This window comes from Paenibacillus sp. FSL R7-0204 (assembly GCF_038002225.1).
GTDB lineage: Bacteria > Bacillota > Bacilli > Paenibacillales > Paenibacillaceae > Paenibacillus_AQ.
This window is the reverse complement of the sequence record NZ_JBBOCA010000001.1, coordinates 4,509,735-4,524,533: the sequence shown is the minus strand read 5'-3', so window position 1 is coordinate 4,524,533 and position 14,799 is coordinate 4,509,735. Positions and strand designations below refer to the sequence as shown.

Genomic DNA, 14,799 nt, shown 5'->3' with positions numbered 1-14,799 from the left:
GGATACTCTAACAAGCGCACATTTCCTATCCAAATCATGGTGACGCAGGAGATCAACAGAGGGTGTGCCCATTTGGCTACTGAATTTTAAGGCAGCTTTAAGCTAAAAGGCGTATACTACTCCTTTAACAGTTAGGAGTGAATGAACTTGTCACGGTTATTGCCATCTAAGCGTTTGTCGTATTTATTGATTATTTTGCTTGCTGTAGGGTTTGGGCTGAATTTGTTTTTGCAGTTGGCTTCTTTTCGGATGGATGTGCTCCATGCGCTAAAGTGGGTTGGCGCCTTTCCTTGGTTGTATTGTACAGGAAGCCTGTTTATTTTCTTCATCTTGCTCTTAAGTTCGGTAATTGTGCCGAATGTGTATGCGGGACCGGCAGTCGTCTCGGCGCTGTTCGTGCTGCTGGGGATTGCCAGTGATCAGAAGCTGGCTACGAGAGGCGAACCGCTGTTTCCGTGGGATCTGATGCTGCTGAAGAATGCCGAAGGCATGAGCAAGATTACCAGCGGGATAATCACTCCGTTTGCTATAGGGGCCACTGTTCTGCTTGTTGGCGGTCTGGTCTTTGTGATTATGAAGCTGCCGAAGAACCGGATCAGATTGTCCTTACGCGTGACTCTGGCGGGAATATCTGTGGGGCTAAGCGCTTGGTTTCTTGTGCTGGTCACCGGTCAATATCCTGTGGTTGCAGCAATGAACTATCAAAACATCTTCTGGAATCAGAAGGTGAATTATACCCAGAACGGGTTTGTGTATGCCTTCGCCGGGAATCTGCGGCAGAGCCTGATGGACAAGCCGGAGGGCTACAGCCGTGAAGCGGTGGAAGCGGTGGCTGCCAAGTATTCGGCATTGCCGGATGCGCCGTTGCAAGCTGTGCCGAAGGAAGAGCCGAACATTATGTTTATGATGAATGAGGCATTCTTTGATCCTACGCGCCTGCCTGGGTATACATTAAGCGAAGATCCGCTGAAGTTCATCCATGGGGTGGCGGGGCAGACGCCGTCCGGTTATTTGCTGTCCCCGGAATTCGGCGGCAATACGGCTAATGTGGAGTTCGAAGCCCTGACCGGGCTGTCGATGTATTTTATGGGGGATGGAACGATTCCTTATCAGCAGCGCATCGTCAAAATGTCCTCCCTGCCCTCGATCGTCAGTATTCTGAAGGACAGAGGTTATGAAGCACTGGCGTTGCATCCGTTCGATGAGACCTTCTATAACCGGAACCGTGTCTATCCGCTGCTGGGCTTCGACCGCTTCACGAGTGAGAAGGATCTGCCGGACGCTGACCGCCTGACTCCAAAGGGGTATATCTCGGATAAAGCGGCTGTAAAAGAGGCAGTCCGGCAGCTTCAAACGGCATCGGGCCCGGCATTTCTGCATCTGGTGACGATGCAGAATCATTTTCCATTCGTCAAAGGCGTGAACGGACCGAACACTATCACCGTCCAAGGCGGCCTGCCGGAGCAGAAGGATGAGCTGGAGACTTATGTACAGGATACTAAGCTGACAGACGAGGCCATGGCTTATCTCCAGCAGGAGCTGCTGAAGATCAAGCGGCCCACCATTGCGGTGTTCTGGGGAGATCATCTGCCCGCGCTCAGCGCCGGGATCTATACCGCAGCAGGCTGGGATCAGGAGCCAAGGCTGAAGCATGAGACGAAGCTGCTGGTACTCGCTAACTTTGAGATCGGCAAGGAGCCGCTCGGGACGCTTAGCCCGGCCTTTCTCGGTCCTGCAGTCTTCCGGTTATCCGGGCAGACGCTGCCAGTCTTCTACAAGCTGCTGGATCAAGTGCAAGCGGAAATTCCTGGACTCAGCAAGCAGGTGCTGATCGGTGCAGGCGATAAGGGAATCCTGAAGGAGCTGACCCCGGAGCAGCAGGAGCTACTGAATGACTACCGTCTGGTAGAATATGATCTGCTGGAAGGGGAGAAATACGCGGAATCTCTGATGTTCTGAGCACTCCGCCGGGGCTTAGCGCAGCCCCACATCATGGAAGCGGTTCTCGATCGGCTCCCGCAGCAGATGGCGGATGGACTGGATGGCTGCGGTCTCGATACGTTTGGCTTCCCGGAGGAGCGGCAGCAGGCTCTCATCATCAATGGAACATGGTGCCTCTGGAGCTTGTACGGGCTTCTCATTTAGGGCATCTGTAATTTCATTATAGACAGCGGCTAGAGCCGTATAATGTTCGGCAATGCCTTCGAGTTCGGGCCAGTACAGGCTGGCTTCCCTCGCGTAGGCTGCCGTATCCTGTTTCATGCCTGCATAGAAGAACAGCGTCTCATAGGTTCCGGCAGCATCAAAGGTCTTGTCCGTCAAGGCTTCGAGCATAGCATCATAGGCCTTAAGGCCGCAGGCATATTGCGATTCCAGCAGCATCGGTTCATGAACCTCAGCCTTGTACACCGCTTGAATGAAGGACTCCCGGATCACCTGAAGCATATCCTTTTGGATCTGACCCTCATAGATTTGGCCGTACCAATACGGCGATTCATTCCTTCCGAATTGATCGTAAGGCAGCTCCAGTTCTGCGGCAGAAGCAATCTCTGTGTAATAGAAAAGCTGCCGCTCATCCTCACAGCGGGTAATCACTACGAAGCGGTCTTTCCAGCAGACCACTCCGGTGCCCTGCTCAAGTGATTGGCGGATTGCCGCAATGGCCTGCTTCTGATAAAGCGGGAACGTAGGCATGAAATGAAAGCCGGCCGCCTGTGAGGCAACGATCCCGATCAAATCGGCGGCTACCGTGTGTTCAGCCGCCCAGTTATAAGCAGTTACTGAATCCGGGTGAAGCTCTCTGTGCACGGACAGGCGGAAACATAAGGCCGTCATGCCGGACAGCATATGGACGGGCAGTTTGAACCAGCCTTTTGCCGACAGGACCTGGTGCATGGCATCTGCAAAAGAAGATGCGAGCGGCACACGCGGCTGATTCGCCGCACCTGAAGCTTGCTTGCTATGTTGGTCATTCATCGTGCGGTATGCGCCCCCCATCTTGGCAGTGTGGACCTTTTCCGGTCCGGGTACTGTTCTGAGATTACACTAACCTGTTGCATAGCCCGTTCCTCCAGCGCCAAAGCCTTCTTCAAAGCAGAGCAGAGGGACGGAAGCTGTTCCTGGTTCAGCAGCTTGCTGCTGTTCTTCACTGAGATTGCAGCCGCGAGCGGCCCCTTCAGCCCTTCCACCAGCTCAGCATAAAAGCGCTGAACCTCCTCCAGCCCCGGCAATACAGACTGAACCTCCTGCAGATAAGCGGAGATTTCAATCCGCGATGTCTGGAAGGATTCCAGGATGTAGACAGCACCGTTACTGTCGAACCCGCCCTGCCGAAGAGCCCGGATCAGGAAGCTGTAGGCCAGACGGCCTGAAGCGATGTTTAAGTCGGGCAGTGTTTTATATGGAGTCTCCCAATCCCCCAGCGCAAGCCGCAGCGACTCCAGCACAGCATCTTGCAGCGGAATCTTCACCGCTTCCCCCACATAGTGACAAAACCAGAAGGGCGTGAAGTTAAGGCCGAAGTTATCATACAGGATAATCTGTGTCTCGCCGGACCAGCCATCCTGCACATAGAACACCCGGTCGTCCTCATCATAACCATGAATCACACCGAATTCGGGTATCCAGTAGATGCAGGCCCGGCCGCGGTCCAGACTCTGCTTGACACTGTCAATAGCGATCCGTTGATACTCCCCGAACGAAGCATGTCTGGTTCTCCCGCCGTCATATTGGAAGAAGATCCCGAGATTATCGACGGCCGGACTATGCTCCGTGCCCCATTGTCCATAAGCCGTAACAGACATGGGGAGGAGCTTCTCATGTACGGTGAATTTGAAGGCCATGCCGCTTAGCCCGGAGAGCATGAATTTTGGACCCTCGAATAACCCGGCGGCAGTCAGTACGGCATAGAGCGCATCGGTAAAAGATTTCGATTCACGCTTCATCTGAACGTCAAGAATTACGCCTGATCGTTTGCTCACTTATCATTCTCCTGTTCATCCAGGCGGCTCACTACTGTCTCACAGATGCTGCGGAGCTTGTCCTTCAGCCACTTGGGAGACAGGAGGACACTCCACTCTGCGCGGAGCAATTGTGCGATGAACGCGCTGGTATCATAAAAATCAACCTCATAGACATCCTCACCAGCGGTGCGGAGCCTGTAACCACCCCATGAACTATCTTGAGGCATATTGTTCATACGGATTCTCGCCGTGAATGGCTTCAAGGGTCTGGTCTGCTCTGCCGGTGCGGCAGGGCCGTCCTCCCCGGGGATGAAGACCCTGCCGGTCAGCGTTAGCTGGCGGATACCGGATAGGCTGAAATACTCGCTTCGCCCCTCTCCCTCCACAGCAGCCACCAGATAATCGTCCTCTACCCGCCGGCTTAGCTGCTGGGGGCAGAGATACAACTCCTGCGGAGTGTCCTGTCCGTTCCTGTAGAGAACATGGAGCACCCTGCGGGCCACGATCGCCTGCTCCAGCATCTCCATCATCTGTATGCGGTGGGCATTCACTTCAAAGACTGGCAGCTTCAGCTCTCTATCCGTAAGAGATTGCTCGGTGAACCGCTCCAGCAGACTCCCGACCTTGCGGATATTCTGGGCATTCTCATAATCATAGTGACTATACCGGTAAGCCAGATATTTAAGCACCCGCTGCTCCTCGTCCGTAATGTACAGATGAGGCAGCACGAAGCTGTTGTCCTCATATATATATCCGCGCTGCTTCGCCACATACTGGAGCGGAGCCCGCAGGGATTCTGTCAGGTATTCAATATCCCGCTGCGCCTGGCGCCCTGAAATCTCGAACTGCTCTGCCAGCTTCCTGCTGTTCGGATAAGCAAGCTGGCGGATCTGCTGGTCAAACCACTGAATCCGGTGAATATGGCTCATACTGCGGCTCCGCTCCTTTCTGTAAGCCTCCAGTATAGCTGGGGATGACTTGTAAGGCCAGTACAACCGTTCCCGGCAAGAAACAAGGATGCTGTCCGGCATCCATGCACGAAGCATGAAGCAGGGGGCATCCTTGCGTCATTTTACCGGGCAGCTGCGTCTACTCTAACCTGCGTGGCTTTGTCACAGCGCTTGCAGACCTTCAGGACGGTGCCGTCGGATTTTATTTTGGTGTAGAGCAGCTTGATTCGGGTGGTTCCGCAGACCGGACAGGTGCCGCGTCCACGCGAAGGAAGAGTCCAGAGTACCCGTCCGCGTTTGGTTTTTGACATTCTTGTAATCCTCGTTTCATTGAATTGATAGTACCTGTCCAGTATAGAACAAGCGGTACGACATAAAATGTCGTATCAGATAACGAGTTTTTAACTATAGGCCCTGTAACGTAATTGACGGAACGGCTGCCAAGCCAGTAGACTAGATTGGACATAGATGGAAGAACCTGGGGGATGTGGGCCTTCGGAATTCATTGTTATGAAAGGGGTTACATATGTGAAAAAACTTGGGCTCGTCTACGTGCTGCTAATCGGTATCTTCGTGCTCTACGTGCTGAATTACAAGCAGCAGGGGAATGCGGCAGATCCGTGGGAGACAACCGGACTGCGCGGCAATATTGAGGACAAATACGTGATGGTTACGTTCCAGATCGGCATTGATTACTGGAAAAGCGTGCTGAAGGGCTTCGAGGACGCCGCAGAGGAGCTTAATGTATCCGTCGAGTATCACGGCTCCACTCAGCACAACGCAAGTGAACAGATGACGGTACTGGAGCAGACCATCGCCAAGAAGCCGGCGGGAATTGCCATCTCGGCCGTGAATTCCAAGCTGCTAACAGCGACGATTAACAAGGCTGTGGAGAGCGGTATTCCGGTGGTGCTGTTTGATTCGGGCGCTGAGGGCAGCAAGGCGTATTCCTTCCTGGGAACGGACAATTATAATGCCGGAACGAAGGCGGCGGATAAGATGGCCGAACTGACCGGGGGCAAGGGCGAGGTCGCCATTATCACCACACCGGATCAGCATAATCATCAGGAGCGGACAGACGGCTTCACGAATACAATTCGCAGCAAATACCCGCAGATGAAGCTGGTGGCGGTCAAGGATGGGCGGGGAGATCAGGTGGCGTCCAGGGAGGCTGCCGAGCAGTTGCTGGTGCGGTATCCGCAGCTGGCCGGGATTTTTGCCACGGAAAGTAATGGCGGTATCGGGGTTGCGGAAGCCGTGGAAGCCGCCCCGGGCAGCGGACCGGTCCCGCAGATTATCAGCTTCGATACGGATAAGGGCACACTCGATCTGGTGAAGGAAGGCAAGATTGCCGCAACCATGGCCCAGGGCACCTGGAATATGGGGTATTGGTCACTGACTGAGCTGTTTCATCTGCACCGTGATCTGGAGGCTGATCCTGAAGCCTATGCCAATAACAAGCCCCTGCCTGTCCCCGATTCTGTAGATACCGGAATTGATGTGGTCACGCGGCAGAATGTGGACAATTATTATGCCAAATAGGCGGTAGAGGGGGAGCCTGCGATGCGCAAGAGCGGCGTGAGCATGGAGAAGCTAAAGCTGAATAATATGCCGATCCGCTATAAGCTGATTATTCACTTTTTGCTGATTAGCATCCTGCCTTCCATTGGACTTGGGCTGTTGATTGGCTGGACGGTGGACCGGATCGTGGAAGAGCAGAGCACCGAGAACACGATGCAGCTCATCCGCAAGGTGAATACGGCCATTGAGAGTGATGTGGAGAATTTGCAGAAAATTACATATCTGATCTCGTTCGATCCGGGCGTCCAGAAGTTCCTGAAGGGAGAGCCGCCGGTTCCGGCACAGCCGGACCCCGCAGCAGGCAACGGGGAATCGGCGGAATACAATATCCGCAAATTTCTGCAGGGCTTCACCACGCTGAGCTCCGAGATTGCCGGCATTATGCTGGTCAACCGTGAAGGCGATTTCATCAGTAATGAGATGTATACCCGTTCCGGCACAAGGCTGACGGAGGAGACCTGGTACAAGCAGGCGGCAGAGAATAAGGGGATCTTCCTGATCGTCGGGCATCCGTATGGCCGTGCGGTCAGGTCTCATGTGGACTATAAGGAGAGCGAGGTGGTCTCTGCTGTACGGGCCATTGTGAATCCCGAGACGCAGGTGGTGCAGGGCGTGGTGCTGGTGGATCTGAAGCTGCGGGTGATCGCGGAGACGGCCAGAGATGTCACGCTTGGCAAAACCGGATATCTGACGGTGGTGGATAATCGCGGAGAGATGATTTATGCGCCACAGCACCCTTTAATGCGTACCATCCCGGCAGGCCTGTTCACCGAGTCCTCGGGCATTACCTCGGAGACCGTAGACGGCCGCAAGCTTCAGCTGATCTACCGGACATCCCCGTTTACGGGCTGGACCACGATGGGCGTGTTCCCGATGGATGAGTCGGCTTATGGAATCCGCGAGATTACGTTCAATGTTGTCACCTTTGTGTTTGTGGTCTGTATGCTGGGCATGACGGCTTCGTTCTATCTGGCCTATTCGATCTCCCGCCCTATCGGCCAGCTGGCCTCCTTCATGAGCAAGGCGCAGTCCGGCGATCTGACGATCCGCTATTGGGGCAGGCGTTCCGATGAGATCGGGCTGCTCGGCCGCAGCTTCAATACGATGCTGGCCCAGATTGGCCGGCTGCTGTCCCTGACCGAGCTTCAGGCGCGGCAAAAGCGTGAGGCGGAGCTGCGCAGTCTACAGGCGCATATCAAGCCGCATTTTCTGTACAATACGCTGGATACGATTCACTGGATGGCCCGCAGCAAGGGAGCGGAGGATATCGCCGAGGTGGTTCAGTCCCTCTCCAGGCTGTTTCGGCTGGGCTTAAGCAAAGGGAGCGATATCATACCGCTCTCCGATGAGCTGGAGCACATCGTCAGCTATCTGAAAATTCAGCATGTCCGTTATAGCACTAAGCTGACTTATTCCATTGAAGTGGAGCCGCACTTACAGGAGCTCTATGTGCTTAAGCTGCTGCTGCAGCCGATGGTGGAGAACGCGATCTATCACGGCATCAAGGAGCGCCGCGGCCCCGGACACCTCTATATTGCGGTCATGGAACGGGACAACGACCTGTATCTTACTGTACGCGATGACGGTGCAGGGATGTCTGAAGATAAGCTGAAGGAGCTCAGGGGGCGGCTCGAAGCGGTAGGTACAGAAGAATTGGAGCGTACAGAGACGGAAATGGCTGGAACAGGCAGTGCAGGAAGCGGCTATGGCATATTGAATGTGCAGGCGCGGATCAGGCTGACCTACGGAGCGCCGTACGGTATCGGGATTGAGAGCGGACCGGGGCAGGGGACTCTTGTAACCGTACGTCACCCGGTTGTTCGTGAGAGTTACCCTGAGAAGTATTAGGACAGAGGAGGAGGATCCGCAGATGATAGATAAATGGAAAGTAATCATTGCCGATGATGAGCGCATTATCCGGGAGGGCATCCGGCAATGTGTGGACTGGGATAGCCTCGGTATGGAAGTGGCCGCAGAGGCAGAAGACGGAGAGGAGGCGCTGGAGCTGGCCGTGGAGCATGCTATTCATATCGCCCTGGTTGATCTGAATATGCCGATTATGCACGGCATGGAGCTGATGAAACGACTGCGGGAAGCGCTGCCCGGATGCAAGATTGTTGTGATCACCGGCCACGATGAATTTGCTTATGCGCAGGAGTCGATCCGGCTGCAGGTGAATGATTATATTCTCAAGCCTGCGGAGCCGAAGCAATTGATGCAGGTGCTGCGGGGCGTCCGAGATGAGCTGGAGTCCGAGCGGCAGCAGAGCCAGCATCTGGAGCAGGCCTCCCGCCAGCTGATGAAGAACTTCCCGCTGCTGCGCGAGCGCTTCTGCCAGGAATGGCTGGACGGCAATCTGAGCCAGGCGGAGATCCGGGAGCAGCTGCAATTCCTCAAGCTTCCTTCGCAGCGGCCGGAGCTGATCGGTATCATCCGCTGGAGGTGGGAGGGCCAGCATCCGGCGATGAAGGAGAAGGAGCGGCAGCTCTTCTTGTTCGCCATCGAGAATATCGCCGCCGAGCTGTTGGACCCGTATCCCAAGGTGATGTTCCGGGACGCCGCCGGACTGATCGTTATCCTGCTGTGGGATGCCGCAGGGGAGCGCATCCTGGCCGGAGTGGAGGCTGCGGTGCGCAGCCATCTCAAAATCGCCGTTGAAGTCGGCACCCGGCCGATCCAGGGAGAGATTACAGAGCTGGCCGCTGCTTACCGGGGCTGCCGGGTGGCGCTGGTCAAGGAGCAGCCGCTGTCCCCGCTCGTCCGCCGGGCGAAGCAGCATATCCAGGAGCATTACAGCGAATACGGGCTTACCCTGGAGGCCACAGCAGGCCTGCTTCAAGCCTCCCCGGTCTATCTGAGCCGACTGTTCAAGCAGGAGGTGGGTGAATCCTTCGGCGCGTATCTGACCCAGACCCGCATCCGCCGGGCCGCCCAGCTTCTGCATTCCACCGACCTCAGTATTAACGAGGTGGCGGAGCAGTCAGGCTACGAGACCCAGCATTATTTCAGCACGGCCTTCAAGAAGCAGACTGGAGTGGCACCGCTGCAGTTCCGTAAAGGGGTGCAAGCTGAGGTACGCGCTGAGAGTAAGGGAGATTAGCAACCGGAATTATAATTACAGCTAATTAAATTATTTGTGAAGCGCCTGTGGTCAATCGGCTACAGGCGTTTTTTCGTCGGCTAATACATAAGTTATATTTTCATAAAAATAGTAGTCTCAGTGTAAATACGGCACCTGCTCCCGGTTGCTATACTCGATGTGTCACACGGGAACACCTGTGGAAGACAACAGAATAGTTCAGGGGGTAGTGCAGGAATGAAAAGATATTCAATGATCATGCTTCTGCTAACACTGGTACTCATCTTATCTGCATGCGGTAACAGCGGCAACTCATCCAGCAGCGCTGGCAGCTCTTCCGGCGGCGGGGATACATCCAAGGGCAAGGTGGGCATTGCGATGCCGACCAAATCTTCGGAGCGCTGGGTGAATGACGGCAACAATATGGTGAAGGAGTTCGAGAAGCTGGGCTACGGGACGGATCTGCAATATGCGGAGGATGTGGTCGAGAATCAGGTGTCGCAGATCGAGAACATGATCACCAAAGGCGTGAACGCAATTGTAATCGCTTCAATTGACGGAGAGGCGCTGACGGATGTGCTGCAGAAGGCGCATGATGCCAACGTTAAGGTGATTGCCTATGACCGTCTGATCAAAAAAAGTGAATTCGTAGACTATTATGCGACCTTCGATAATTTCAAGGTGGGTGTGCTGCAAGGTTCCTATATTGAGGAGAAGCTTGGCCTGAAGGACGGCAAGGGCCCGTTCAACATCGAGCTGTTCGGCGGATCGCCGGATGACAACAATGCCTATTTCTTCTTCGATGGCGCCATGTCGATTCTGAAGCCGTACATCGATTCCGGCAAGCTGGTGGTCCGCAGCAAGCAGCTTACGATGGATAAGGTAGCTACGCTGCGCTGGGACGGCGCCGCCGCCCAGTCACGGATGGATAATCTGCTGAGCGCGAACTATGCAAGCGATAATCTGGACGCCGTCTTGTCTCCATACGATGGCATCAGCATCGGTATCCTGTCTTCACTCAAGGGCGTAGGCTACGGCTCCGGCGACAAGAAGCTTCCGGTAGTTACCGGACAGGACGCCGAGCTGGCTTCCGTGAAGTCCATTTTGGCCGGAGAGCAGACTCAGACGGTATTCAAGGATACCCGCGAGCTGGCTAAGAAGGCGGTGGAGATGACCGAGAGTGTGCTCAAGGGGACCGAAGCTGAAGTCAACGATACCACTACCTACGACAATGGTGTCAAAATCGTCCCGTCCTACCTGCTGGAGCCGGTCTCTGTGGATGCGGGCAACGTGGATAAAGTGCTGGTAGACGGCGGGTACTACACCAAAGAGCAGCTCGGACAATAATAATCAGCAGCAATTCTCGCGGTTTCCCGGCGGCATCTAACAACAATAATATCCGCCGGAGAACCGCTGCACAGTCACAAGGAAAGCTGGGTGAGAGGCACATGAGCGAAATTATTTTGGAGATGAAAGGCATTACCAAAACATTCCCCGGCGTCAAAGCGCTCTCGTCAGTCAATCTGCAGGTGAAGGCAGGCGAGATCCACGCCCTCTGCGGAGAGAACGGGGCAGGCAAGTCCACGCTGATGAAGGTGCTTAGCGGAGTATATCCGCACGGGACATACGAAGGGGATATTTTGTACCAGGGGCAGGTATGCCAGTTCAAGGATATCAAGGACAGCGAGGGCCTGGGGATCGTCATTATCCATCAGGAGCTGGCGCTGATTCCGTACTTGTCGATTTCGGAGAACATCTTCCTCGGCAATGAACAGGCCAGACGCGGGGTGATCAATTGGAATGAAACGACGGTCAAGACCAAGGCGCTGCTAACCACCGTCGGCCTCAAGGAATCGCCGTTTACAGGAGTCTCTACGATAGGTGTCGGCAAGCAGCAGCTTGTAGAGATCGCGAAGGCGCTCTCCAAGGAAGTGAAGCTGCTTATTCTCGACGAACCGACAGCGGCGCTGAATGAGGATGATAGCGAGAATCTGCTGCTGCTCATTCTGGAGCTGAAGAAGCAGGGGATATCCTCGATTATCATTTCCCACAAGTTGAACGAAATCGAGAAGATAGCGGATTCCGTCACAATTCTAAGGGATGGACAGACCATTAAGACACTGGATATGAAGCAGGATGCCGTTACAGAGGATGTCATTATCAAAGGCATGGTCGGGCGTGATCTGACGAACCGTTACCCTGAGCGCACACCCAATCCGGGAAAGACGATCTTCGAGATCCGTGACTGGAATGTCTATCACGAGACGCAAGCGGACCGCAAAATGCTCGATCATATCAATCTCCACATCCGGCGCGGCGAGGTAGTCGGTATTGCCGGGCTAATGGGCGCAGGGCGTACGGAGCTGGCGATGAGCGTGTTCGGCAAGTCTTATGGCAAGCGGATCAGCGGCCAGACTTTTATGCACGGCAAGGAAGTGCACCTGAATAACATCAGCCAGGCGATAGAGCATGGATTGGCTTACGTGACCGAGGACCGCAAGCATTACGGCCTGATCCTGATCGACGATATCAAACGGAATATCTCGCTCAGCAGCCTGAAAAAGCTCTCCCGCCATGGCGTCATTAATGAGAACGAGGAAGTGCTGATCGCAGAGGAGTACCGCAAGAAGCTGAACATCAAGACCCCCAGCATCCTGCAAAAAACTGTGAATCTCAGCGGTGGCAACCAGCAGAAGGTGGTGCTCAGCAAATGGATCTACGCCCAGCCGGATGTTCTGATCCTCGATGAGCCTACCCGGGGCATTGATGTCGGGGCGAAATATGAGATTTATTCCATTATCAACAGTCTTGCCGCAGAGGGGAAGGGCGTGTTGGTCATCTCTTCCGAGTTGCCGGAAATTATCGGGATGTGCGACCGGATCTACACGATGTGCGAAGGGCGGATCAGCGGGGAAGTGGAGCGGAAGGACGCCACGCAGGAGCTTTTGATGAAATTTATGACACGAAGCAGGGGGTAACACCGCATGGGAGCCATTAGTGAACTGTTCAAAAAAAATATCCGCCAATACGGAATGATCATTGCCTTGATCTTTATTTCGGTGTTCTTTCAAATTATGACCGACGGCATTCTGCTGAAGCCGCTGAACGTGACCAATCTGATTCTGCAGAACAGCTACATACTGGTGCTGGCGATCGGGATGGTACTGGTGATCATCACGGGTCATATCGACCTCTCCGTCGGCTCGGTAGCTGCCTTCATCGGTGCCCTGTCGGCCATTATGATGGTGGATATGGAGCTGAATCCGGTACTGGCGGTAATCATCTCGCTGCTGATGGGTGCGCTGGTCGGGGCCTGGCAGGGCTTCTGGGTCGCTTATGTCAAAATCCCGGCGTTCATCGTTACCCTGGCAGGCATGCTGCTGTTCCGGGGTCTGACGATGATCGTGCTGAACGGGCAGTCGATTGCGCCGTTTCCAAAGACCTTTCAGAAGATCAGTTCCGGGTTCATTCCCGATGTCGCAAGCGTGGGCTCGTTGAATGTACTGACTCTGGTCATCGGCGTTCTGCTGTCGCTGCTGGTGATCTATCAGGAAATCCGCAGCCGCCGGATTACGGTGAAGTACGGCTTCGATCAGTCTCCAGTCTGGATGTCTGTTGCCAAAGCTGCTGCGCTGGTGATCGTAATCAACCTGTTCACCTATGTTCTGGCGCAATATAACGGAATTCCTAACATTCTTGTAATTCTGATGGTGCTGATCGTGATTTACTCCTTCGTCATGAACCACATGACCATGGGGCGGCATATCTATGCCCTGGGCGGCAATGAGAAGGCAGCAAGCCTCTCCGGCGTCAAAACCAAACGGGTGACCTTCTGGGTATTCGTCAACATGGGTGTACTCGCTGCCCTTTCCGGTCTGGTCTTTGCGGCCCGCCTGAACTCAGCCACCCCTAAGGCTGGTACGAACTTCGAGCTGGACGCTATCGCTGCCTGCTTCATCGGCGGAGCCTCCGCGTCCGGGGGAATCGGAACCGTGGTCGGTGCCATTATCGGCGGTCTGGTCATGGGCGTCATGAACAACGGTATGTCGCTTGTCGGCCTCGGCGTTGACTGGCAGCAGGGAATCAAGGGGCTGGTGCTCCTGCTTGCCGTAGGCTTTGATATCTACAACAAGTCGAAGACAGCTTGATCTATGGATAAAAACGGGCCGGCACTGCTCCTGAGGGAGCGGGTCCGGCTTGCCTGTCGTTCAAGTCTTCCCGCGAAGCTTGCAGCATCCCGCTCTGGCATGGATAATAGCACCTAAGGTGCTTTATATTTCATGCTATATAGATTGAACTAAAAAATTAAATTAAGGGAAAAGTGGCGGAAGGGAATTTTGGAACTGGAGGAGCGGTAGCGACCGCCTTTGTCTGCGGATTTCAACCGTTATAACGGGATGAATAAAGAAATCTGCTGACAACAGCGGCCGGAAGTCCAAAACTTCTCTGGAGTCACGGCTAATCCCAAAACATAAAAACCATTAGTTCAATTTATATAGTAACAGGAGGCTACAGATGCAGATTATTGCGATGCTGACCATGCTGATTGACCATGTCGGCCTGATCTTTTTCCCGGGGGAGCTTGCCTGGAGATATGTGGGGAGAATTGCCTTCCCGATCTACTGCTACGCGCTGGCGCAAGGCTATATTCATACCTCCTCCAGACCCCGCTATCTGCGTCGGCTGCTTGTGATCGCTGTGCTGGCGCAGATTCCATACAATCTGGCGATCCATCCGGGAGGCTGGAACGTCGTATTCACCCTGCTGATCTCAGCGCTGGTCCTTGCCTTGCTTGATAAGCTGCCGAATCTGTGGGCGGGTATACCGGTAGTGGCTGCCGCAGTGCTGCTGATGGATGCGCTGCCGCTCGACTACAACGCTTACGGCCTGCTGCTGGTGCTGATCTTCCGCTATACCCGTTCTTATGTGCTCGTGCTGGCGCATTTGGCGCTGAATGTATTCTATCTGTTCTATTATAATTGGCTGGTGCAGATGGCCAGCATTATTCCGACCGTTCTGATTGCGCTGACTCCCGGATTTTGGGTGCTGCTGGAGAAGAGACGTCTGCCGCGCTGGGTATGGTGGTGCTTTTATCCGGCCCACTTAACAATCCTTGCGTTGGTAAAGTTTCTCTTTTTCAAAGAATGGGTATTTATAGAGTGGCGGAGTTTATTTAGCGTATGAGGGTTCATCATTTCCAGGTGCTGTATTTACAAATCCATGCTCC

At 54.3% G+C, this 14,799-nt stretch carries 12 protein-coding genes; 8 read left to right on the top strand and 4 right to left on the bottom strand.

The annotated features are described in order from the left end of the window. Positions 1-147 precede the first annotated feature (147 nt). Positions 148-1,959 (top strand): LTA synthase family protein, encoded by a 1,812-nt coding sequence (locus tag MKX42_RS20015; RefSeq protein WP_340754036.1) that lies wholly within the window; start codon positions 148-150, stop codon positions 1,957-1,959. Positions 1,960-1,974: 15 nt separating this feature from the next. Here MKX42_RS20015 and MKX42_RS20010 read toward each other — a convergent pair whose 3' ends face one another. From MKX42_RS20010 to MKX42_RS19995, 4 genes are read right to left on the bottom strand one after another with little or no spacing between them, the layout of a single operon-like run. Then, on the bottom strand, positions 1,975-2,976 hold the full coding sequence (locus tag MKX42_RS20010; protein ID WP_340754035.1) for a hypothetical protein: 1,002 nt from the start codon (positions 2,974-2,976) through the stop codon (positions 1,975-1,977). Continuing rightward, a complete protein-coding gene (locus MKX42_RS20005) occupies positions 2,973-3,980 on the bottom strand; it encodes a hypothetical protein (protein WP_340754034.1) in 1,008 nt (335 codons plus the stop codon). The genes MKX42_RS20010 and MKX42_RS20005 overlap by 4 nt, the downstream gene beginning before the upstream one ends. After that, positions 3,977-5,008 (bottom strand): helix-turn-helix transcriptional regulator, encoded by a 1,032-nt coding sequence (locus tag MKX42_RS20000; protein WP_340754033.1) that lies wholly within the window; start codon positions 5,006-5,008, stop codon positions 3,977-3,979. Before MKX42_RS20000 ends, MKX42_RS20005 begins: the two co-directional genes overlap by 4 nt. A gap of 26 nt (positions 5,009-5,034) precedes the next feature. Then, on the bottom strand, positions 5,035-5,223 hold the full coding sequence (locus MKX42_RS19995) for a hypothetical protein (RefSeq protein ID WP_340754032.1): 189 nt from the start codon (positions 5,221-5,223) through the stop codon (positions 5,035-5,037). 217 nt (positions 5,224-5,440) lie between these two features. Between MKX42_RS19995 and MKX42_RS19990 the strand changes: the two genes are divergently transcribed. From MKX42_RS19990 to MKX42_RS19960, 7 genes are all read left to right on the top strand, one after another. After that, complete coding sequence (locus tag MKX42_RS19990) at positions 5,441-6,454, top strand: substrate-binding domain-containing protein (protein ID WP_340754031.1); 1,014 nt, start codon at positions 5,441-5,443, stop codon at positions 6,452-6,454. A 21-nt stretch (positions 6,455-6,475) separates the two neighbouring features. After that, on the top strand, positions 6,476-8,341 hold the full coding sequence (locus MKX42_RS19985; RefSeq protein ID WP_340754030.1) for a cache domain-containing sensor histidine kinase: 1,866 nt from the start codon (positions 6,476-6,478) through the stop codon (positions 8,339-8,341). Between the two features lie 22 nt (positions 8,342-8,363). Then, positions 8,364-9,593, top strand: coding sequence for a response regulator (locus MKX42_RS19980; RefSeq protein ID WP_340754029.1), 1,230 nt, complete (start codon positions 8,364-8,366; stop codon positions 9,591-9,593). Between the two features lie 216 nt (positions 9,594-9,809). Beyond that, positions 9,810-10,919: a multiple monosaccharide ABC transporter substrate-binding protein gene (gene chvE / locus MKX42_RS19975; RefSeq protein ID WP_340754028.1), complete on the top strand. Its 1,110-nt coding sequence runs from the start codon at positions 9,810-9,812 to the stop codon at positions 10,917-10,919. Between the two features lie 101 nt (positions 10,920-11,020). After that, positions 11,021-12,550 carry a multiple monosaccharide ABC transporter ATP-binding protein gene (gene mmsA / locus MKX42_RS19970; RefSeq protein WP_340754027.1) on the top strand — a complete coding sequence of 510 codons (1,530 nt, stop codon included), beginning with the start codon at positions 11,021-11,023 and terminating at the stop codon, positions 12,548-12,550. 6 nt (positions 12,551-12,556) lie between these two features. Then, positions 12,557-13,720 carry a multiple monosaccharide ABC transporter permease gene (gene mmsB / locus MKX42_RS19965; protein ID WP_340754026.1) on the top strand — a complete coding sequence of 388 codons (1,164 nt, stop codon included), beginning with the start codon at positions 12,557-12,559 and terminating at the stop codon, positions 13,718-13,720. Between the two features lie 367 nt (positions 13,721-14,087). Next, positions 14,088-14,756: a TraX family protein gene (locus MKX42_RS19960; protein WP_340754025.1), complete on the top strand. Its 669-nt coding sequence runs from the start codon at positions 14,088-14,090 to the stop codon at positions 14,754-14,756. Positions 14,757-14,799: the final 43 nt, after the last annotated feature.